We start from the raw sequence: 21319 nt of genomic DNA, 5'->3' as shown, positions 1-21319 counted from the left end.
GCCTGAAATAAAGTTTTCAGACGGACCCTAACTTTTCTACCGCGGTAGGGTAAACTAATTTTGTACCAAAAAATTGTTCTAGGGGGAGTTTTACATGCATCTAAGAAAGCGCAATCTTTTTCAATTATTGATCAGTGCAATCATGATCTTTATCTTTGCAATATTTGCTTCTCAGCCTGCTAAGGCGGATTCTGCAAACTTAAGTGATGGAACGTACACTGTACCGGTGACTTTGTTGAAGGCTGGAAGCAACTCAACTTCGATTGCTAACATGTTCTTTACACAAAACGCCAATGTCACGGTGGCTAACGGGAGCTACCAAATTCAGTTGCAAACAAGCGGGGCTCAATACATTACTTCAATGACGGTTGGCGGTCAGGCTGTGACGCAAGACCCAAGTGGTCACATTACAGTGACTCTGACTAACCCGAGTGAATTAGAGCCCGTCAGTTTTGGGTTAAAAGTACCAATTATCGGGACTATGAATCAAAATGCGCAGTTTGACTTCAAGTGGGGCAGCGCACAGAAGGACCCCACGGCTGCTGCAACCCCAGCGGCTTCATCGTCGAGTGCGACAACGCCGGCAGCCACGAGTTCATCAGCACCAGTCGCAGCCGCTTCTTCAAGCGCCAGCAGTTCATCGGCAGTAACCAGAGAACCTAACATGGCACCTTCGAAGACAACAGCGACAAAGAAAACAACTGCTAAAACGACTTCTAAATCCACTTGGACTTACATGGTTCTAAAAGCGTCCGGCAATAGTAAGTCAATCGCAAATAAGTACTACACCCATGTTGCCAGTGTTAAGAAAGTCAATAAACACTACAACGTCGTCTTGAAGGTAAGTTACAAGAAATCACTCAAATTGGGGTCTAAAGCTGTTCGACCAGTTTCAATTAACAACCATAAACCTTCGGCAGTTAAATATGGCGCCACAAAGAGCACTTATAATATGACGTACGCATTTAACGTTGCGTCAACCAACACATTAAAGAAAATTATCAAAGGAAAAATCCATGTTAAAGTGCCATACCTTAACATCAGTCAAACATTCGGGATTCGTTTCAAATTCAGTCACCACACGGCCGCAACTAAGACAACGAAACATAAATTGACAGCGCTTAAAGCCGAACCGGCTAATGGTTCATCTGCCGCTTCAGCAGCCACGACAACCAACGCCCGGTTACCGCAAACGGGTGATCGTTCTCAACAGGCGGTTTCAGTTGTCGGTGCGGTTTTTGGAAGCAGTTTATTACTAGGTTGGGGGCTTGTTCATGAAAGTCTTTAATCATATCAGGACGTTGTTGATTGCTCTTGGCGCAGTCATTGCGTTTGTCAGTTTGAGCATTACGGCAAGTGCGCAGGCCATTTCATACCACGCTTTGCGTTATGGAACCAATCGAACGTCAATTGCCAGCGGTTACTTTGTCAATCCGGCGAACGTTACCGTTTCTGGCAACCATTACGTGGTGACCATGCAGATTAAGACGGCTAAAAACCTGTCGTCCTTTCCAGTTGCCGTAAATTGGGTAAACGGGCAAAAGCCGAAAAACGTCCGTAAAGTCAAGGACCGGGCGGGCAATTCCCGTTACTATTACTCATTCACAACGACGAATCTGCGTAAACGAATCAATGCAAAATTAGCAATTGATGTCCCGAAAGTTTACAAGGCACATCATTTGATCTCGTTTAAATTCAACACCGGAAATTTGCCGAGTTTAGGGAAAAAGACGACTACTCACGTTTCTGCAGCGGTGAGTGCCCATCCCAAGGCAGCTGCGGCAAGTACGCAGTTATCTGCGAGTAAGCGCTCGTCAGTAACGTCGGCTTCCTCCCACAAGGCAGCCGTGCCCGCCAAAAGAAGACCCAAAAAACGCCAAATAAATCAGCCGCATCAAAATCATCTACGAGCGACAAGAAGGCTGATCATTCCAGCCAGAAGCCAAGTTCGCAATCAAGCTCTGCTAAATCGGCTTCATCCAAGCCGAAGCAGGAGTCACACGCCGTAAAAAAGGCCAGCAATCATACCCCGTGGATTATCGGCGGGGTGGTTGTGGTTGTTGCAGTGGCCGGTGGTGGTTCATGGCTGTTCTTTAGGCACTAAGAGGGGGCAAATTTATGAATGGTTCACGAAAAACCGGCTTAATTATTCTGACAATCGTGGCAGTTGTTGGGATTAGCTTAGCCGTTCTTTTCGGTTTCCAATCGCACCAGCGGGCCCAGAAGAAAACCCGAATTGTGGCAGCAACTTACGCGGTTGTACAGATCGCCGATAAATTGGACCTGCCGCTGGCGGGGGTTCCAACAACCGAAAATCACATTCCAGCCCGCTATAAGAATGTTCCCCGGGTTGGCAGCCCGATGAATCCAAACGTTGAAAAGATTGCCAGCTTGAAACCAAGTGTGGTTTATTCAGTAACGACACTTGAGGATTAATTTGGTAAGGCATTTTCAAAACGGCACATCAAACCTTACTTTTTGGATTTGACCAGCGTTGCCAAGCTTAAGCACGTCGTCACGCAAATGGGACACCAATACCAACGACAAGCGCAAGCCAAACGGGCAATTAGGCAAATTAATGCGGCTGAAAAGCGGGCCCGCCAACGGGCTAAAGATCAGCCAACCAAAGTGAAAGTTTTGGTATTGATGGGGCTTCCCGGCGCTTCATATATGGCGGGGACCAATCATTCCTATATCGGGAATTTAGTGGTGCTTGCCGGTGGAAAAAATGTGTTCATGTCAAAAAACCAGGAATACATTCAGCCAAACGATGAAGCGATTAAGAAGGCGCGGCCCGACGTTATATTGCGGCTGGAGCACGCGCTGCCGGAAATGGTAACCGCCCAATTTAATCAGGCATTCAAGACGGATCCAATGTGGAAGACATTGCCAGCCGTGAAGAACCACCGCGTTTATGATCTTCAGGAACCCGATTTTGACGCGACCGCAAACATGCGGGCGGCTGTCGCCCTACAAAAAATAAGTCGGTGGTTATATCCACACACTGGGGGAAATAATCAGTGACAAAGCGGGAAGCTTTTTGGTATACAGTTATCATTTTACTTTTGGTGATCACGGTTTTGATTGCCTTGATGGTGGGGGCAACGCCATTAACCCTGAGTCAAGTTTGGCAAGCCTTCAGCGGTCATGACAGTAACAATTTGGCGACGTTAAGCCAGATTCGACTGCCACGAATTGTCGCAAGTTTAATCAGCGGGGCCATGCTGGCAGTTGCTGGGGCGTTAAGTCAGGCTGCCTTTCACAATTATTTGGCTGATCCCAGCATCTTGGGGGTTACCAATGTTGGCAGCTTTTTAATTTTAATTGCCAGCTTCTTTTTGCCAAGCCTATATTTCGGTAAGTTAGTTTTTGCCTTAATTGGGGGCATCCTCACCCTGTTATTTTTGACGTCACGGTCAATTCTTCAACATTCTTACAAGCTCATTATTATTGGGGTAACGATCAGTCTGACCTTCTCCGGGTTTCAACAATTATTTTCAGGTGAGTCACTCGTCAGCACGAATTCGTTTAACGGGATTACCTGGTCGGATACAATCACCGTTTTCATAATCAGATTAATTGGCCTGGCGGCCGCAATTTTGCTGTCACCGTGGGCGAACTACCTTAAAATGTCCAACCAGCAGTTAGAGACGCGGGGGATCTCCGCTCGATTGATTCGAATTTGTCTGCTGGGATTAGTCGTGTGGCTGTCATCTGGGGTAACTGCAGCCGTTGGGGTTGTGCCATTTATCGGTATCATTGTTCCAAACATTGTTCGCTTCCTTGTTGGCCGGGATTATCAAACAATTGTGCCGCTGTCAATGCTGATGGGGGCGTGGTTGTTGTTAGTGGCCGACACAATTGGGCGCACGGTGATTCTTCCGGGAGAAATGCCGGTTGCCACCATCTTAACGGTTGTCGGTGGTCCATTCTTGATCTGGTTATTGTGGAGGCAACAGTTTAATGCAATTAAATAACGTGAGCTTTTCATATCACCAACAGGCAGAAATCATACACGACGTTTCTGCAGACGTGACCCCTGGGCATATCCTATCGATTGTGGGGCCAAACGGTGCCGGCAAAACGACCCTGTCGAAACTTATGACTGGGGAGTTAAAGCCGAGTCGCGGGGCGGTCATGTTAGATGGCGAGCCACTTTCTCAGTTAACTCGCAAGCAGCGGGCGGATCAGATTGCGATTGTCAGTCAGCAAAATCAGCTTTATGATGACATGAAGGTCATTGACGTTGTGAAAATGGGCCGGTTAGCTAAGCATGGCCTGCTGGCTGCCATTGACGATCAGGAAGTGGCGCCGTATTTGGCGATGACTGGTCTTCAGTCGTTTGCAAACCGGCCAATGAGTCAATTATCCGGAGGCCAAAAACAGCGGGTGTGGATTGCAGCAGCGATTGCGCAGGATCCTCAATATTTATTTCTTGACGAGCCCACAACGTATCTGGATATCCGTTACCAAACTGAACTGATGGCCATTATCGAAAAACTGCATCGCCAACAGCAGATGACAATTGTGATGATTTTACATGACATTAATCAGGCATTTCGAATGAGTGATGATATCTGGTTGATCAAAGCTGGGAAACTTGTTTCAACCGGCCAACCCAATCAATTTTATGATGAACGGTCGCTAAGCGAGATTTTCAACACGGCAATTCGAATTGTGTCGATTCCAGATTATGGTAAATACATCGTCGAGCTGCCTGACGGTGCAAATTAAATGATTAAAAAGGCGTTTGAAAGTTAATCCGCGATAGATTAGCTTTCAAACGCCTTTTATTAATGATGAGTCAATTATTAAAGTTACATCACTATTTATGATTGCTTCTTGTAAATGGCTTGGGGAACGCCATAACGGGAATGACCCCAAGTTCGTTGAAGCCATGGAACAAACCAGTAGTCCAACCCGAATGAGCGCCCAGAACCGTTCAGCAGCGTGAAGGCAACGAATAAAACCCAAGTGGTTGACCACGTGAGCATCACGCTAAAGAACAGGATGATCACAATGAGGTTGGCACACCATGTCAGCCAACCCAGGAAGATGAGGCCGCCCAGAATGACTTCTAACGTTCCAAGTCCCGGATAGCCGGTGATCAGGAAACTGTCTGTCCCCCCGTGGATGTTGGCCATTCCATCAATGAATAGTGCGAGCCCAAAGAACAGGCGAAGCGGCACGCTCCACAGAACGTTACTGCGTTTAGAAGTGTTGTATCCGAAGACGGTTCGGCCATTCTTAACCCGGAAGAATTCCTCCATAATGTACTTCCACATGAAGTATCCGGAATGAATCTTCGTGAAGTAGAGAATGTTGGTAAAGTGCTTGATAATTGTGGCAAGCCAACCACGAACCGTTTTACCGCCAAATATTTGGGCGATGCCGTAGTACGCCCCGAATGACACGATGAAGCCCATGTTCTTATCGGTAAATTCAGTGTAGTTATGATCGCCATTAATGTCAGCGGCTATGTTATCAGCAACGATAACGGCTTCGTTTTCCGCTTCCTGAGCGGTCTGTGGTACAGCTCGTTCTGCGCCTTCCTGTGTCGCGTTGGAGTTGTCACCGGCAACGTAGATGCTCTTATCTTCAAAGCCCTTGGCCTGTAAAAATTTGTTGGTGATCAAACGGCCGCCCCGACCAGCTTCGATACCGAAGCTATCGGCAACGTGGTTTGTCTTAACACCAGCGGTCCAAATCAACGTGTTGGTTTGAATCGGGTCCTGGTCCTTAATCTCAACGCTGTCAGCATTAACCTTGGTAATCATCGATGAAGGCCGAATTTCAACGTTGTTCTTCTTGAAGAAGTTTTCAGCGTGGCCGGCGTTCTTGCGGTCAAGCATATTGATAATTGTTGGGGCCGCTTCGACTAAGACCAATTTGATTTCGCTTGGGTCGATCTTGTTTTCCTTAGCCAGCACCTTCTTGTAGTCGATTAATTCCCCAACGGTTTCGGCACCGGTAAACCCAGAACCACAGATAACCAGTGTCAGCATTTCACGCCGTTTCTGAGGATCGCGTTCGAGAGATCCCTGACGAATAATGGTGTTGATGTGATCGCGCAAAACGAGGGCGTCTTCCGTTGACCAGAGAGTGAAGCCATTCTCCTTAACGCCGGGCGTTCCAAAATCATTTGGTTCGCCACCCATACTAATAAGGAGACTATCAAACGGATAGGTCCCGTTTTCACCAATTACCTGTTTATTTTCCTTATCAACCTTCGTAATACTGTCCGTCACCAACTGCACGTTTTTCTGTTTGTGAAAAATGCGTTGCAGATCGTACTCGACACTACCCGGTTCCACTCGTTCGGTTGCTACTTCGTGAAGCCGCGTCATGTATGTGAAGTATGAATGACGGTCGATCAATGTAATCTGAACATCAGAATTGCCTTTGAATCGTTTGGCTAATTTCTTAGTCGCGTAAACCCCGGCGAATCCTGCACCAATGACAACGATGTTCTTTGCCATGATTATTCCCCCTTAGATATAAGTGTTGAAAAGAATTACGCAATGAAAATATATTGAGCAATGAATAATAGCATAACCAATTCTTATCACTCATATTATAAAAGTCTGGCGCCCGATTGTCTAATGAATGCCATTACAAAATGACCACCCGGTTACCGGGATTTTTTTCACAAGGCTTTAACCGCTGAAATAGAAGCGGTTTCAGAGATAATTAGGTCCATCACAATTCTTTTTCACAAAATATAAGTAGATATTCATGCTGAAATGACATTTTCATTTGAATAATTGGTCATCAATAGATACAATGAAGGTATATGGGGAGGACTCATAAAACATTAGTTAAGGGGGGATACAGCAATGTTGAATATTGGTCTATCAATGTTGGGGTTATCGCGATTTCAATTTGCGATGACCACGGTGTTTCACTTCTTCTTCGTACCGTTTTCGATTGGATTAGCATTTATCGTAGCGATTATGGAAACGGTCTACGTTGTTAAGAAGGATGAGACATATAAGACAATGGCGAAATTCTGGGGGAAGATTTTCCTGTTTAGTTTCGCTGTTGGTGTTGTTACTGGTATTATCCAAGAGTTCCAGTTCGGAATGAACTGGTCAGAATACTCACGATTTATGGGTGATATCTTCGGGGCACCATTGGCAATTGAAGCGTTGGCAGCATTCTTTTTGGAATCAACGTTTATCGGCCTTTGGATGTTTACCTGGGATCGGTTCAATAAAGTTGTTCACTGTTTGTTTATTTGGTTAACGGCCTTTGGCTCGACACTATCCGCACTTTGGATTTTAGCAGCCAACAGCTTCATGCAGAATCCGGTTGGGTACGTTATTAATGCCCAGACTCACCGGGTTAACATGACAAGTTTTGGCGCGGTCGTTTCCAATCGTCAGTTATGGAATGAATTTCCACACGTTATTTTTGGGGCATTCTTGACAGCAGCGTTTGTTGTTGCCGGCTGTTCCGCATGGCGTTTGTTGAAGAAGGATCACGAGGACTTCTATCGCAAGTCGATGAAGGTTACTCTGATCGTTGGCCTTTGCGCATGCTTAGGGTCCGTTTGGTCTGGTGATACGCAGACCCGTTATCTGATCAACAATCAGCCAATGAAATTTGCCGCTATGGAAGGGCTCTCTAAGAACTCAACCAATAAAGGTGAATGGGCCATTGCCGCTGGTTTCAAGAATCACCAGAAGACATGGTCAGTTGAAGTGCCATATGTTTTGAATATTTTGGGTCACCACAGCCTGAATGGAACCTTTAAAGGTCAAAATCAGGTAAATAAGGAATTAAAGGCTAAGTACAATAAGAATGATCAAACCAGAAATTACTATGTCCCAACCAGAACGCTCTTCTGGAGCTTCAGAATTATGGCAATTTCTGCCGGGTTATTCGGATTAGTTGCGATTATTGGCCTCTGGTTCAACCGTAAGAAGTCGCAAACGATTATGCGGCAGCGGTGGTTCTTGTATCTAATGGGCTTAATGGTTTGGCTGCCATTTATTGTTAATACCTGTGGTTGGTTCGTCACCGAATTTGGTCGCTACCCATGGGTTGTTTACGGATTGTTGACGATTGCTGACGCGGTTTCACCAACGTCGACAGTGGCAAGTCTGTTATTCACTAACATCGTTTACTTCTTGATCTTTGCATCACTGGGTGCTGTGATGGTCATTTTGAGTCACCGAGTACTCAAGCAGGGTCCGGATTCCGTAACGACGGATGGTTACTCGTCCAAGCCTGAAAAGACCCAGGATGTAGATCCTTACGAAATGGGGGCGGCTCACAATGACTAATCTGCAATTACTATGGTTCCTGTTGATTGGCGTGCTGTTCAGTGGCTTCTTCTTCCTGGAAGGGTTTGACTTTGGTATCGGCATGGCCGTTCGGTTCTTTGCTAAGGATCGTGATGAACGTGACGTTGTGATTCAAACAATCGGCCCGCACTGGGATGGCAATGAAGTTTGGCTGATCACTGCCGGTGGCGCGATGTTTGCGTCATTCCCAATGTGGTACGCATCATTGTTTTCCGGTTACTATATCGTCTTGTTCTTAATCCTGGTTGCCCTGATCTTTCGGGGAGTTTCCTTTGAATTCCGGGCAAACATGCGCACGGATGCTTGGCGAAACTTCTGGGAATGGGCTTCCACCATTGGGAGCTTCTGTGCGGCATTCCTATTTGGAATGATGTTTACCAGTATGATTCAGGGAGTTCCGCTGGACAAGAACGGCAACATCTATGGTTCATTTACCACTTACGTTAACTGGTTCTCAATTGTCGGCGGCGTCGCCGTTTCACTGCTTTGCTTCATTCACGGGCTCAACTTCCTGCGTTTGAAGACAAGTGGCGAGTTGCGGGAACGGGCTGAAAAGTGGAGCAAGGTGCTCTACCCGGTTCTGTTGGCTGGTGAAGTTGTTTTCGTTATCTTACTTTACTTAACAACCGACTTCTTCAGCTTGAAGGCCGCTTCGACATGGTCAATTCTGGTTGCCCTTGTTATTTTCACCCTGATTGCTTGGTGGGGCGCAATGGCTTCTCACGATTGGGTATCATTCTTGGCAAGTGGTCTCAGCCTTGTGAGTGTTGTTGTGTTGATCTTCAACGGGTTGTTCCCACGGGTAATGATTGGTGTGAACAACGTTAACTCAATTTTGATTAAGAACGCATCAAGTTCACCATATACCCTGCACTTAATGACAATTTTGACACTTTCCATTCTGCCAATTGTCTTAATCTACTTCATTTGGAGCTACTGGGTATTCTATAAGCGCCTCCGTTCACCAAAGCAGGCGGCTTAATAACTAAATTAATTAACAAGTTGAGAAAGGATCTGGATGTTATCCGGATCCTTTTTCTTGGTCAAATTGATCGTTGGGGATGCCGACTTCCCGTATCTTGTGACAAGATAATTAAAAAAAGTTGTTGGACGGTTACATTGTGTAAAATTTTTCACTATACTAGTAACTATAAATGTTTCTAAAATTGGGGGAGTGACTAATTTGATTGATAAGCGGTTACTGGCATTGCCGGGGATGCGGCGGTACATGGTGATTCTTGGAATCCTCGTGTTCGTCCAAGCAGTTGCAGTGATTGTCCAGGCGCGGTTTCTGTCCGTGGCAATCGTCAATTTATGGAATTTGGAACCATTAAATTCCATTTTAGAACCGGGCATTATTTTTGCCGTGGCTTTTTTGTGCCGGCATTTACTGACGGTGGCGGAAAATCGGGTCTTTTTCCCATTTGTGGAAAAGACCAGTGGGGACATGCGGGAAAAATTGATGGCCAAAATTTTCCACCTTGGTCCGGCAGAAATTGAAAAGCAGGGGACTGGCAACATCGTTACAATGGCCCTCGAAGGAATTGATAAAGTTCAGACCTATTTGATGTTAGTCATCATCAAAATCCTGGATATGTCGATTACACCGTGGTTAATTTTGCTCTACATTCTATTTTTACGTTGGGAACAGGCAATCTTTTTATTCATTATTTTTCCGGTCATCATTCTCTTCATGGTGATTCTGGGATTAGCGGCTCAGAGTAAGGCTGATCGGCAATATGAGGGGTATCAGCGGCTTTCAAACCACTTTGTTGATACATTACGGGGGCTATCGACACTCAAGCAGCTGGGGCTTTCCAAGCGGTATGCCGATAACGTGTACGATGTTTCTGAATCCTATCGTAAGGAAACTATGTCGACGTTACGAATTGCGTTAACATCAACGTTTGCGCTTGATTTTTTCACAACCCTTTCGATTGCGGTTGTCGCCGTATTCTTAGGATTTGGGTTAATGGATGGGAAGGTCACGTTGCTGCCCGCACTGACGATTTTGGTGCTGGCACCGGAGTATTTCTTACCAATCCGCAACTTTGCCAACGATTACCACGCAACATTGAACGGCAAAAACGCCCTCTCCGCGGTTTTAGAAATCCTTAACGAACCGGAAGTTGGGGATACGGATAAATTAGCTGATTTCAAATGGCAGGCTGATGCCAATTTGACGTTGAAGCACATGAATTTTACCTATCCCAATACGGATAAGCCGGCTTTAAAGGACGTTTCCGTTTCTATTTCAGGCATGAAGAAGGTTGGCATCATTGGGGCTTCTGGTTCTGGGAAATCAACGCTGATCAATATTATTGGTGGCTTTTTAGCACCGGATCAGGGTGGCCAAGTGGCATTAAACGGGCATGAGCTGCCCCATCTGAATCAGAAGGCTTGGCAGAAAAACTTTCTGTACATTCCCCAAAATCCGTATCTGTTTCACGCGACACTGGCACAAAACATCGCCTTTTACGTGACAAACGCATCACCTGCATCAATTAATCAGGCCGTTTCAAAGGCGGGGTTGGCCGATTGGGTGGCAACCTTGCCGGACGGTCTGGACACCATGATTGGTGAGGGGGCTAGAACTGTTAGTGGCGGGCAAGCGCAGCGAATTGCCTTGGCCCGGGCGTTTTTGGATACTAACCGAAAAGTATTATTATTTGACGAACCCACTGCCCATTTGGATATTGAAACTGAGGCGGCGTTGAAGAAGGATATTCTGCCGGTTTTCGATAATCACTTAGTCTTTTTTGCGACCCACCGGCTTCATTGGATTGGGGAAATGGATTATGTGTTGGTGGTTGACCACGGGCAGGTTGTTGAACAGGGAACGCCCGCAGAATTAACCGCGAAAAACGGCGAATACGTTAAATTACGATCTGAAATGGGGGCGCCGGAATTATGAAACAACTCAGACAAACATTTGCTCACGATACGTGGGTAATGCCGTACTTGCGCAAGTATAAAGGGCTTTTGATCCTGGTATTATTCTTGGGATTCATGACGTTCTTTTCTGGCGGCGCTTTGATGTTTAATTCCGGTTACCTGATCAGTGAAGCCGCTCGCCAGCCATCCAGTATTATTTATATTTATATTCCAGTTGTTCTCGCGCGGGCCTTCGGGATTGCCCGGCCAGTCTTTCGGTACGTCGAGCGGCTGACCAGCCATAACTGGGTGCTGCGAATTGTGTCGGATTTTCGTAAGAAACTCTACCAAACGGTCGAAAGAAAAGCCTCCGCAATCCAACGATCTCACCAGACCGGTGACATTCTCAGTATTCTCGCGGACGATATTGATCACATCGAAAATCTGTATCTGCGAACCGTTTTTCCAATGGTGATTGGCTGGTTGCTGTATCTCTTCGTCGTGATTGGTGTCGGCTCGTTAAACTGGGTTGTCGGCCTGCTGTTATTTTTGCTGCTCGGCATCATCGTGGTGATTATGCCATTGGCCTCAGTTGCCACGAATGGTGTTCGGGAGTACCGGCAGCACCAAATTCAACACCGGTTTTACACTAACTTAACCGATGAGGTATTGGGATTGGGTGACTGGTTGATTTCCGGCCGTTATGACGATTTTATGCAGTTACAGACCAAGCCGATCAAAGAAATTGCGGCTTTAAGACGAAAAGATCACTACTATCAGTGGTGGCGGTCATTCTTCGTTCAGTTCGTTGTCCTGCTCACAACGCTGGTTTTGTTGATCTGGAGCGGGATTTCCTGGACCGGGACAAAGTCAATGGCCGATTGGATTGCGGCGTTTGCGTTGGCCATCTTTCCGGCGGTTTCACCATTTCTGAATATGAGCCAGGGGATGAGTGAGTGGCCCGTTTACCGGCGTTCAATTGAACGGGTTAATCAGCTTGACCAGGGTGAGCGAAAGCTGCCCGATCAAACCAAGTTGGATGAATCGTTCTCAGAATTAGCGATCGATCATTTAACCTTTCGCTATCCGGAGGGGGATCGTAACGTGGTCGATGATATTTCCCTGACGGTTCATGCGGGTGAAAAAATTGCCCTTCTTGGCCCCAGTGGTACCGGGAAAAGTACTTTACTGAAGCTGATCGTTGGTGATTTGAATCCGGTTGACGGTAAGGTGCTGATTAATGGCAAGCCCGTTTCAAACCTGCAGAAGGTGCGTTCGGAAATCTTTGGAATTCTGGATCAGCAGCCGTATTTGTTTAACACAACCGTCATGAATAACGTGCGTTTGGGTAATCCCAATGCTTCCGATGACGAGGTGAAGGCCGCTTTAGCAGCGGTTGGTCTTAAGAACCTTATTGAGTCGTTACCTGAGCAATACAACACCCACGTTCAGGAAGCTGGCAAGCGCTTTTCTGGTGGTGAACGCCAACGACTCTCACTGGCACGAATTCTCTTGCAGGATGCCCCGGTGATCATTTTGGATGAGCCAACGGTTAGCTTGGATCCAATTACCGAGAAAAAGCTACTCGACCAGGTCTTTAAATTGCTGAAGGACAAAACGATTATTTGGGTGACCCATCATTTAGCCGGGATTGGCCATGTTGATCAGGTGCGTTTCTTGGAAAGCGGCCACTTTGACATGCAGGGGGCGCCGCAAAAGTTGTATCGTGAAGAACCCCGATTCCGCCAGCTCTATGATTTGGATAAGGGCAAACCAAGCGATTGATCCGCCATTTCTAAAAGATTGGCTGACTATCAAAAAATACGGTCGATACTGTTCTCACTCGAGAATGGTATCGACCGTATTTTTTTGAAAATTTTCCGAAGATTATTGGGTTCGAATCAGCAGCAGATTGGTTAGTTTTTTGAGATCATTTTTGGCATCTCCGTCGGGAAGCTCGTCAATTAACCCGAGGGCTTTTTGCGTCAGACTATCGGCAACCTGATGGGCACTGGCTAATCCACCGGAATCACGAACGATTTGCTGGATGGTCTCGATGTCCTCTTGAGAAATTGCCGCTTTCTTGTCAAGAAGTGGCGCCAACTGGCTGTGGGCCGTTTTGTGGGCTAAGATGAGCGGCAGGGTGTAAACGCCAGACTTCAAGTCCTCTAAGATTGGCTTCTTGGTCTGATTTGAATCACCGGCGTAGTCCAGAATGTCATCAAGAATCTGGTAGGCTTGCCCAATCGTCAGACCAATTTGGCCGCCCAATTCAACGATTTTGCTGGGCGCGTGTGTCAAAATGGCCGCTTGCTGGAAACTGAGCTGGAAGAGTTCGGCCGTTTTACCGGAAATTTCATGGAAGTAGTCATCTTTGGTCATATCCTGGCGGTAGTTAAAGGTCATCTGATCAAGTTCCCCGTTCAAAATGGTTTGCATGGCATTGACGTGCCGCTGCAAGTCGACAGGGTCGTGGGTTGATTTCAGAACCTGATCAAAATAACAGGTGAACAGAAAGTCGCCGGCATAAACGGCGTTTTTTTGACCATATTGGGTGTGGATGGTTGTGACCCCACGCCGCAGCGGTGACTGATCAATCACGTCGTCGTGAATCAGAGTAGCGACGTGGAGCAATTCAATCGCTGCCGCACCGGCTCGCAACTGTTCAGAGGCGATCTTTTCGCCAAATTGAGCGTATATGTAAAAGAACCCCGGGCGCAACAGCTTGCCGCCGGACTTTAACAGTTCCATAACTTTGCCGTGAACCTGCTTATTGGAAAGGTGAACCGTTTTTAATAAATAAGGTTCTAATTGAATTAATTTTAATTGGGTGCGCGGAAATTGCCGCCAGATTCGATGAACCATCGATTATAACCTCAAGTCTTAAGATAAATTTAAAGTACTTTTCTAAGATACAAATTACTGAGACCGTTGTCAATTAAAATTGTCCTGAGAATGATATGACACAATCAAAATAATCCGTGTTTTCGGTGGGGATTATCGGTCACCGGACGATTAAGAAAAAGCCGTGGTTGAGATCATCCAGAACTTGGATCTCAACCACGGCTGTTAAATTGAAAAGTATGTGATTTAAACGCGTTTATTTTTGAGGGTCCGTTTAATCTTTACCGGACTGTTAAGCAGTGATTCGTCGGTTATCAGTGGCGTAACGTCCCCAATGCTGATGAGAGTCAGATGATGCATCGCTCTGGTGATAATCGTGTAGAGGGTTCCCAGCAAGGAATCATCCGGGTAATTAGTCGAGGAGGTGTCCCAGGCAATCACTGAATCAAATTCCAATCCCTTAGCCAAATAAATTGGCAGAACCAAAACCCCCTTTGGCAGTGTGCGGTCGGCATCCCTTAACAGCGTGGCGTCAGTTTGGCTACGGATCCGGTCATAAACTAGTTTGGCTTCCGCCATGTTTTTTGTGAGCACCGCGACGGTTCCAAACTGTTCGCGTTGGTCAGCCACCGTTTTGAGAACGGTATCAATGGCTTCGTCGGTATTGGGTGACACCACTAATTCCGGGTTTTCACCGTCACGATTAAACGCTTCGATGTCATCGCCGTTTGGCAGGATCGATTTCGCAAAGGTTGTGATCGGATACGTTGACCGGTATGACCGCATGAGACTGATTAGGCGGGAATGACGGACGTGAAAGGCGTCGTTTAATTTTTTGAGAATTTCTGCTGGCTGTTCAACTTCTTTGAAGAGGGCCTGTTCACTATCGCCGAGCAGGGTCCATTTCGTTTTCGGAAATGCGTACTTCAAATACTTGAGCTGGGCAACCGAGTAATCCTGCATTTCGTCGACAAACAGGTACTTCATGGTGTTGTTTTGGCCGCTGGCGCAGATATAGTCCCGCATATAAAGTAGTGGGGCGCAGTCGTCTAAATGAATTCGATGAAATTCAATTTCCTGACTGAAGGCGGTCATTTTTCGTTGCCAGTCAACTGGGTCGACATTATCAGGAAGCGAAACCTGATGAAGAAAGTCCGTGTATTGCAGGTAGGGATCAATGAAATTATTGTTAAAAATCGCGTCGTATACGACAGTAAGCCGGTCGGTGACGATCTTCTTGGCGATGAAGAAGCGCTCATCGTCTTCATTTTGAAAATCGTGGAGTCGCTTGGTGCCAAGCAGGTCGTGATATTTTTCGTTACTCAGCTGATCAATTTGTTCATTGACCCAGTCGGCACGCGTTTCTTTAACAATTCGCTGTTTCAGCCGTTTAATAAGGGCGTTTTTTGTCTTGAAGAAACGATCCGGCACGCTCATTGCCGTTGGAAACGACGCAAAGATGCGCTGAATCTCATGTTTACTGAAGAATACCGATTCGTTGAAGACGATATCGCTGAATTTTAGCTGTGATGGATGCAGCCCATCACAATAATCCTGAATGGCGTCCATGAAAGCTGCCGATTCTTTAAACTGGCGGGTCTTGCGCTGGCTTTCGGTAAGCTCATTGTCACTTTCGTACCGTTCAAACAAACTCTGCACGTTCAGGCCCTTTAATCGGTTATCGATGAACTCATCCAGGGTGACCTGACGCATGTTACGTTCTCCCAGGCTGGGCAAGACTTCAGAAATATAGTGGCTGAAGAGTTTATTCGGCGAAAATAAAATGATTTGGTCGGCTTCAAGCGTGTCACGGCTGTGATAAAGCAAAAATGCAATTCGTTGTAAAATCGCCGACGTTTTACCGGAGCCGGCGACTCCTTGGACGACGAGAAGATTGCTGGTCGTGTCGCGGATAATATCGTTTTGTTCGTGCTGAATGGTGGCCACGATATTTTGCATGTAGTCATCATTTTGCTCGCCGAGGGCCGACTGCAACATTTCGTCGCCAACCGTTTCGTTGGTATCAAACATGTTTCGAATCTTGCCGTTAACAATCTGGAACTGGCGTTTTTTTATCAGGTTGGTTGCCTGGCGGCCCATTGGGGTATCATAGCTGACTTCTCCTAAGGTCCCATTATAATAAATACTGGAAATGGGGGCCCGCCAGTCATAAACTAAAAAGTCACCGGCATGGTCTTCAAAGGACGCGATTCCAATGTAGAGTTTTTCAGCTTGGCTGTCACCTGCATCCTGAATATCAATGCGGCCAAAATAAGGGGACTTTTGGAGGTCCTTCATGGTGGCCAGCTGGCGCTTCAAAATGTTTTCATTTTCGGTTAATCGCGAAACCAAGCCCCGTTGCTGCTGAAGTTCAGCACTGGTTTCAATTCGATCATCCACTTCAAAGTAGTTGACAGATGTGTTATCAGAATAGTTTTGCTGAACCTTTTTGGTTTCCGTGTGGGCCCGGTTATATTCATTTTCGGTTGCCGTTATTTTGGCATCGATTTTGGTGATAACCCGATCCACCCGCTGCTGCTCTTTTTGCTGTTCGTTGATTTCCAAAAGGGTTCCTCCATTCTGTGGCCTTCGATAGTTCGCTATTGTTCTCTTATGCTTGCACAATTTTAGTTTGATTTTGGCAGTCTGTCAATTGAATGCGTCAAGGCGGAGAAATGTTGCCAGAGTCTTTGACATTTGGGCGATTTATCAGTAAAATTAAAGTGTTATTAACAGATGAGTAGAATTGTCAAAAACAGAGAGGTTGAGCGTGCTGAGAATGACCGCGGCAATTCGAATTGGAGCTTCATTTGATGAATGGGTGGCACCCCTATCGCCTGGAGAGGTGACTGTTGACTAACAGGCAGTTACAATTTAGGTGGTACCACGTTTGAGCGTCCTATTGTTAAAGCAATAGGGCGTTTTTTCACAAACGGTGATCACTCCCAACTAAATTTTGAAAGGATCGTTTCACGATGGCAAAGAAAATTATTTTAACAGGTGACCGACCAACCGGCAAATTACATATTGGTCATTACGTCGGCTCACTCAAAAATCGGGTTCAGCTCCAAAATTCTGGAGACTACGAAACGTTTATTATGATCGCTGATATGCAGGCGCTGACTGATAATGCCCGGGACCCGGAAAAGATTCGCCACAGCTTGATTCAGGTTGCCCTGGATTATTTAGCTGTCGGAATTGATCCGCAAAAGTCGACGATCTTGGTGCAATCCCAAATTCCAGCGTTGCCCGAGCTGACCCAGCACTATTCAAACCTGGTGACGGTTTCGCGATTGAACCGAAACCCAACCGTTAAAACCGAAATTAAGCAGAAGAACTTTGGTCAAAGTGTTCCGGTTGGATTTGCGATGTATCCAATTAGCCAGGCCGCTGACATTACTGCCTTTAAGGCCACGACCGTTCCAGTTGGTGATGATCAGGAACCGATGCTGGAACAAACTCGAGAAATCGTGCGGTCGTTTAATTCGATATATAAAGAGAACATTTTGGTTGAACCGGAAGGCTACTTCCCACCGAAGGGGATGGGCCGAATTCCTGGATTGGACGGCAATGCGAAAATGAGCAAGTCTTTGGGTAATGCGATTTACCTTTCTGACGATGCCGACACCATTCAAAAGAAAGTCATGTCCATGTATACGGATCCAAACCATATCCACGTCCAAGATCCTGGTCAGGTTGCCGGTAACACGGTCTTTACTTACTTGGATATCTTTGATCCGGATAAGCAAAAGGTAGCCGATTTGAAGGCTGAGTATCAGCACGGCGGCCTCGGTGACGTGAAAATCAAGAAGTATCTTAACGACGTCCTGCAAGCTGAATTAAAGCCAATTCGCGACCGGCGTCACCAATACGAATCTGACATTGCCGGGGTTTATGATATCTTAAAAGCCGGTAGTGCCCATGCCAATGAGGTTGCCAACCAAACCCTGAAAGAAGTTCGTGATGCGATCGGAATTAATTACTTTGGCTAGAACTGCCGGAAAGGATGGCAGGGATGCAAAACCTCGTAATTTTGGATATTGGTTCTAATTCGGTCCGCATGGCAATTAATCAAATCTTGAGCGACGGAACCTATCGAGAGATCAAACGGGTCAAGAGCGATAGCCGTCTTTCCGAGGGAATGGGGCGGGCTAAAATGCTTCAACCCCAAGCAATGGAACGAACGATTCAAGCACTGGCTGAATTTAAGACGATTTATCAGCGTTATGAAGCCGGGACCGTGATTGGGATTGCCACGGCGGCCGTTCGTCAGGCAAAAAATCAAGCGACTTTTCTGGCGAAAGTTAAGAAACGAATCGGGATTACCATTCGGGTACTCTCAGGTGTCCAGGAGGCCCATTATGATTATTTGGGGGTCATTAACCGACTGGGAATCAAAAATTGTCTGATTTTAGATATTGGCGGTGCCAGCTGTGAATTGATTCGCGTGGTCGAGGGCCAGAGCAAAAATTTGACCAGCATACCAATTGGCGCGGTGAACATTAGTGAACGGTTTCATCTCAATGATACGGTTTCCGGCGCTAACTTATTTAACGCCCAGTTACACATTTCGAAGGTTTATGCCCGAATTAAATGGCTGAAGCATTCCCAGCGTGAACCACTGGTATTACTGGGTGGGGCCAATCGCACACTGGCGCGGATCAATCGGACGCGTCAGGGGATGAAACGTGTTGACGCCATTCATGGCTATCATTTAAGCTATGAGCAAGTGAACCGCACTTTTCTTAATCTTCTTCGTGGTGATGTGAATCGCCGGCGCCGAATTCAGGGGCTGGAACGTGACCGGGCCGATATTATTGTTGGCGGCTTGCTGCCCTTGGTCGTCCTCATGGATAAGGTGGATACCCGTAAGGTCCTCTTTTCGGAGAGCGGCGTTCGTGAAGGGGTTATCACCGAGTTTGTCGAACAGAACCAATCATCAATTTAGTAACTGAATTGTATGACATAATAAGAGGCTGGAACCAGGATTATTCCTGCCCAGCTTTTTGTGCCTTTTCCTAACTGATTGTGAGGTGTGCTAGCAATGGCGGCAAATTGGAATCATTTCTATCAAAAATCCGCTGAGCAGCGGCTGGCATTAGTCGCTCAGTGGGCGCATTTAACTCCCAGCCAATTAAATGACCTGCAGCAAACCAATGCGCCAATTTTTGATCATTTAATCGAGAACTACCTTGCTGATTATGCCCTCCCAGAGGGGATCGTCACGCATCTAACCGTTAACGGGACTGCCTATCTGGTACCGATGGTTATTGAGGAGCCCTCGGTGATTGCGGCGGCCAGTAATGGGAGTAAGCTATTATCCGCAGGGCAGGGGATTTCCGCGACCATAAAAGAGCGGTTGTTAGGCGGCGAGGTGGTTATGAAGAATGCCAGCAATGCGGCTCTTAGCGCTCTGGTCGCTCGCCAGCAGGCGACCCTGATTCAGCTTGCAAATGCCAGTCACCCCAGCATTTTGCGGCACGGCGGCGGTGCAAAGCGACTAACGGTCCGGAAACTGGATGATCAGTTTACCGCGGTTGACTTGTTGGTTGACCCTGGTGAAGCAATGGGGGCTAACCTGATTAACACAATGCTGGAGGCCGTTGCCGGCTGGTTTCGCGACCGTCAGTATGACGTGATCATGGCAATTTTAACCAACAACGCCGACCATAGTTTAGTCAGGGTTCAAGGAACCATTTCATTTGACCGGCTTGGGGCAACCTTAGAAGCAGGCAGAAATGTTGCTGATCGGATTGCCGATGCCAGTACGGTCGCCGAAATTGATCCGCACCGGGCTGTCACAAACAACAAGGGGATCATGAACGGAGTTGACGCGGTGGTCCTTGCAATGGGCAATGATTGGCGGGCAGTTGAAAGTGCCGTGCATGCATTTGCTGCCAGCACGGGTCAGTATCGCGGGCTCAGTCACTGGCGAGTGACCCAAACCGGGTTGACCGGCGACATGACGATCCCGCTGCCGGTTGGATACGTTGGCGGGGCCGCCGGGGTATTCCAAATGGTCGCCGTCAACCACGCGATTGCGCATGTGACCGACGTTTCGGAATTAATGAAGGTGATTGCCGCTGTCGGCCTTGCCCAAAATTTAGCGGCGTTAAAAGCGCTCGTTACCGATGGCATTCAGAAGGGGCACATGAGTCTGCAATTAAAATCCTTGGCAATGGCCAACGGCACAAAGCCTGCGGAACTTGGCTTTATTGTTGGCGAGTTACGAAAGCTTGCCCGGCCAGACGCGGAAGATGTCAAACAACTACTAGTCCAATTAAGAAAGCAGGATTTTCATGAATAATGAAGTGAATATTGACTTAAATGATGACGTTCAAAGCTTAATCAACGCTGTTAATAATTTCTTTCCAGGCACCGCAACGGTGACGTTTATCGGCAAATTACAAGCCGGTTATGTTCGCCATGATCAGGCCCAAACCATTCAGGACGGCAAGAATATCATCGTCCAAATTGACGATTTGAGCGCGCCGAACTATACCGCATCACATGAACTGCTGCATTTGCTGATGGTGTTGCGCGGATTTCCTCAGGTGTTTTTCTCATTGACCACTGGGGATGACAAACTTGACGAGCAGTTAAAAATGATGGGGACTGAATTGTACGACATTGTGTCGCACTTTGTGGTCGTCGCCGAACAACGCAAGCACGGCCTGATTACTGACGAGATTGAGTCGATGTACTTAAAGGGCATTTATGCCACTATTAAGCCGGAACCTCAGCCGGTTGATGATCAAATGACGTTGCGGCTAATGACGCTGCTGGACGCCATGGTTTTCTATGGTGATAAATTTGGCCAGGTGAACGATCAGCTGGAAAAGGATTTTCCAATCTCGCTTGCGGCGGCGAAGAAATTGTACAAGGTGATCACCGAAAAGCCCACGGATTCACCGTTTGGTCTTCGGCGAAACGTGGTTAAACTGTTTAAGGCCTTCGACGAGCAAATGAAACAGTGGGAACTGCCGCCGCTTCATAATACTGAGTTTACGACGTTAACCAGCGTGCTGTCGAAACGGCAATTGAACCTTCAAGTGAAACAATTATTCGAAGTTTTTCATTCGGAATTAATTGAGGTTAACAGCAATAGTCGGGCCTATGTGGGCTTCAACCGCGTGGATGACCAAAATTCGTTTGTCCTGGCAAATCCGAAGGGCGAAAAGGATAATCCAGACTTTTTCAAAGAAGTTTACAATAAAACCGTGAAAGAACTGTTCGATGACCTCAAAATGCCTTATATTGAACGTGTGTAATTGATTAAGGAGAGGTGGCTG

Annotated in this window: 15 protein-coding genes and 1 pseudogene; 13 read left to right on the top strand and 3 right to left on the bottom strand. The window is 46.8% G+C overall.

Annotated features, from left to right (window positions below; genetic code table 11):
* Positions 1–94 precede the first annotated feature (94 nt).
* The 5 genes and pseudogenes from FD47_RS03470 to FD47_RS03450 all read left to right on the top strand — a co-directional run bounded on the left by FD47_RS03470 (position 95) and on the right by FD47_RS03450 (position 4734).
* On the top strand, positions 95–1288 hold the full coding sequence (locus FD47_RS03470) for an NEAT domain-containing protein (RefSeq protein ID WP_054732951.1): 1194 nt from the start codon (positions 95–97) through the stop codon (positions 1286–1288).
* Positions 1275–2009 carry an NEAT domain-containing protein gene (locus FD47_RS03465; protein ID WP_235806049.1) on the top strand — a complete coding sequence of 245 codons (735 nt, stop codon included), beginning with the start codon at positions 1275–1277 and terminating at the stop codon, positions 2007–2009. Before FD47_RS03470 ends, FD47_RS03465 begins: the two co-directional genes overlap by 14 nt.
* A gap of 109 nt (positions 2010–2118) precedes the next feature.
* A pseudogene (gene isdE / locus FD47_RS03460) lies at positions 2119–3024 on the top strand (heme ABC transporter substrate-binding protein IsdE).
* Positions 3021–3977 (top strand): FecCD family ABC transporter permease, encoded by a 957-nt coding sequence (locus tag FD47_RS03455; RefSeq protein ID WP_054732955.1) that lies wholly within the window; start codon positions 3021–3023, stop codon positions 3975–3977. The pseudogene isdE and the gene FD47_RS03455 overlap by 4 nt, the downstream one beginning before the upstream one ends.
* Positions 3964–4734 carry an ABC transporter ATP-binding protein gene (locus FD47_RS03450; protein ID WP_054732957.1) on the top strand — a complete coding sequence of 257 codons (771 nt, stop codon included), beginning with the start codon at positions 3964–3966 and terminating at the stop codon, positions 4732–4734. Before FD47_RS03455 ends, FD47_RS03450 begins: the two co-directional genes overlap by 14 nt.
* A 95-nt stretch (positions 4735–4829) precedes the next feature.
* Here the strand turns inward: FD47_RS03450 and FD47_RS03445 are convergent, their stop codons facing one another.
* Positions 4830–6479 (bottom strand): NAD(P)/FAD-dependent oxidoreductase, encoded by a 1650-nt coding sequence (locus FD47_RS03445; protein ID WP_056980050.1) that lies wholly within the window; start codon positions 6477–6479, stop codon positions 4830–4832.
* Between the two features lie 357 nt (positions 6480–6836).
* On the opposite strand from FD47_RS03445, the gene FD47_RS03440 reads away from it, so the two are divergent.
* The 4 genes from FD47_RS03440 (at position 6837) to cydC (ending at position 12968) form a co-directional block, all read left to right on the top strand.
* Positions 6837–8288: a cytochrome ubiquinol oxidase subunit I gene (locus FD47_RS03440; protein ID WP_008213385.1), complete on the top strand. Its 1452-nt coding sequence runs from the start codon at positions 6837–6839 to the stop codon at positions 8286–8288.
* The gene (cydB, locus tag FD47_RS03435; RefSeq protein WP_054732961.1) at positions 8281–9291 is read left to right on the top strand and encodes a cytochrome d ubiquinol oxidase subunit II; all 1011 of its coding nucleotides are present in this window, start codon (positions 8281–8283) and stop codon (positions 9289–9291) included. Before FD47_RS03440 ends, cydB begins: the two co-directional genes overlap by 8 nt.
* Before the next feature lie 201 nt (positions 9292–9492).
* On the top strand, positions 9493–11223 hold the full coding sequence (gene cydD / locus FD47_RS03430; protein ID WP_054732964.1) for a thiol reductant ABC exporter subunit CydD: 1731 nt from the start codon (positions 9493–9495) through the stop codon (positions 11221–11223).
* The gene (gene cydC, locus FD47_RS03425) at positions 11220–12968 is read left to right on the top strand and encodes a thiol reductant ABC exporter subunit CydC (protein ID WP_054732967.1); all 1749 of its coding nucleotides are present in this window, start codon (positions 11220–11222) and stop codon (positions 12966–12968) included. Before cydD ends, cydC begins: the two co-directional genes overlap by 4 nt.
* Positions 12969–13070: 102 nt before the next feature.
* On the opposite strand, the gene FD47_RS03420 is transcribed toward cydC, so the two are convergent.
* Together FD47_RS03420 and helD are read right to left on the bottom strand one after the other, a co-directional pair.
* A complete protein-coding gene (locus FD47_RS03420; RefSeq protein ID WP_054732970.1) occupies positions 13071–14048 on the bottom strand; it encodes a polyprenyl synthetase family protein in 978 nt (325 codons plus the stop codon).
* Between the two features lie 225 nt (positions 14049–14273).
* Positions 14274–16592 (bottom strand): RNA polymerase recycling motor HelD, encoded by a 2319-nt coding sequence (gene helD, locus FD47_RS03415; protein ID WP_054732978.1) that lies wholly within the window; start codon positions 16590–16592, stop codon positions 14274–14276.
* Positions 16593–17002: 410 nt separating this feature from the next.
* Here helD and trpS point away from each other — a divergent pair, with 410 nt between their 5' ends.
* The 4 genes from trpS to FD47_RS03395 all read left to right on the top strand — a co-directional run bounded on the left by trpS (position 17003) and on the right by FD47_RS03395 (position 21298).
* Positions 17003–18019 carry a tryptophan--tRNA ligase gene (gene trpS / locus FD47_RS03410; protein ID WP_054732981.1) on the top strand — a complete coding sequence of 339 codons (1017 nt, stop codon included), beginning with the start codon at positions 17003–17005 and terminating at the stop codon, positions 18017–18019.
* 23 nt (positions 18020–18042) lie between these two features.
* On the top strand, positions 18043–18975 hold the full coding sequence (locus tag FD47_RS03405; protein ID WP_040537479.1) for a Ppx/GppA family phosphatase: 933 nt from the start codon (positions 18043–18045) through the stop codon (positions 18973–18975).
* A gap of 96 nt (positions 18976–19071) precedes the next feature.
* Complete coding sequence (locus tag FD47_RS03400) at positions 19072–20334, top strand: hydroxymethylglutaryl-CoA reductase, degradative (RefSeq protein WP_054732984.1); 1263 nt, start codon at positions 19072–19074, stop codon at positions 20332–20334.
* Positions 20327–21298 carry a hypothetical protein gene (locus tag FD47_RS03395; protein WP_056980049.1) on the top strand — a complete coding sequence of 324 codons (972 nt, stop codon included), beginning with the start codon at positions 20327–20329 and terminating at the stop codon, positions 21296–21298. Before FD47_RS03400 ends, FD47_RS03395 begins: the two co-directional genes overlap by 8 nt.
* The last annotated feature ends 21 nt before the right edge of the window (positions 21299–21319 follow it).

This window comes from Lentilactobacillus parafarraginis DSM 18390 = JCM 14109, assembly GCF_001435895.1.
Lineage (GTDB): Bacteria > Bacillota > Bacilli > Lactobacillales > Lactobacillaceae > Lentilactobacillus > Lentilactobacillus parafarraginis.
The sequence above is the reverse complement of the archived record's forward strand: the minus strand, read 5'-3'. Positions and strand labels throughout refer to the sequence as shown.

Bases quoted from the DNA above. Each gene is read 5' to 3' on its own strand.
- FD47_RS03470 (WP_054732951.1), top strand. From the start codon at position 95: ATGCATCTAAGAAAGCGCAATCTTTTTCAATTATTGATCAGTGCAATC.
- FD47_RS03465 (WP_235806049.1), top strand. From the start codon at position 1,275: ATGAAAGTCTTTAATCATATCAGGACGTTGTTGATTGCTCTTGGCGCA.
- FD47_RS03450 (WP_054732957.1), top strand. From the start codon at position 3,964: ATGCAATTAAATAACGTGAGCTTTTCATATCACCAACAGGCAGAAATC.
- FD47_RS03445 (WP_056980050.1), bottom strand. From the start codon at position 6,479: ATGGCAAAGAACATCGTTGTCATTGGTGCAGGATTCGCCGGGGTTTAC.
- FD47_RS03440 (WP_008213385.1), top strand. From the start codon at position 6,837: ATGTTGAATATTGGTCTATCAATGTTGGGGTTATCGCGATTTCAATTT.
- cydB (WP_054732961.1), top strand. From the start codon at position 8,281: ATGACTAATCTGCAATTACTATGGTTCCTGTTGATTGGCGTGCTGTTC.
- cydC (WP_054732967.1), top strand. From the start codon at position 11,220: ATGAAACAACTCAGACAAACATTTGCTCACGATACGTGGGTAATGCCG.
- FD47_RS03420 (WP_054732970.1), bottom strand. From the start codon at position 14,048: ATGGTTCATCGAATCTGGCGGCAATTTCCGCGCACCCAATTAAAATTA.
- trpS (WP_054732981.1), top strand. From the start codon at position 17,003: ATGGCAAAGAAAATTATTTTAACAGGTGACCGACCAACCGGCAAATTA.
- FD47_RS03405 (WP_040537479.1), top strand. From the start codon at position 18,043: ATGCAAAACCTCGTAATTTTGGATATTGGTTCTAATTCGGTCCGCATG.
- FD47_RS03400 (WP_054732984.1), top strand. From the start codon at position 19,072: ATGGCGGCAAATTGGAATCATTTCTATCAAAAATCCGCTGAGCAGCGG.
- FD47_RS03395 (WP_056980049.1), top strand. From the start codon at position 20,327: ATGAATAATGAAGTGAATATTGACTTAAATGATGACGTTCAAAGCTTA.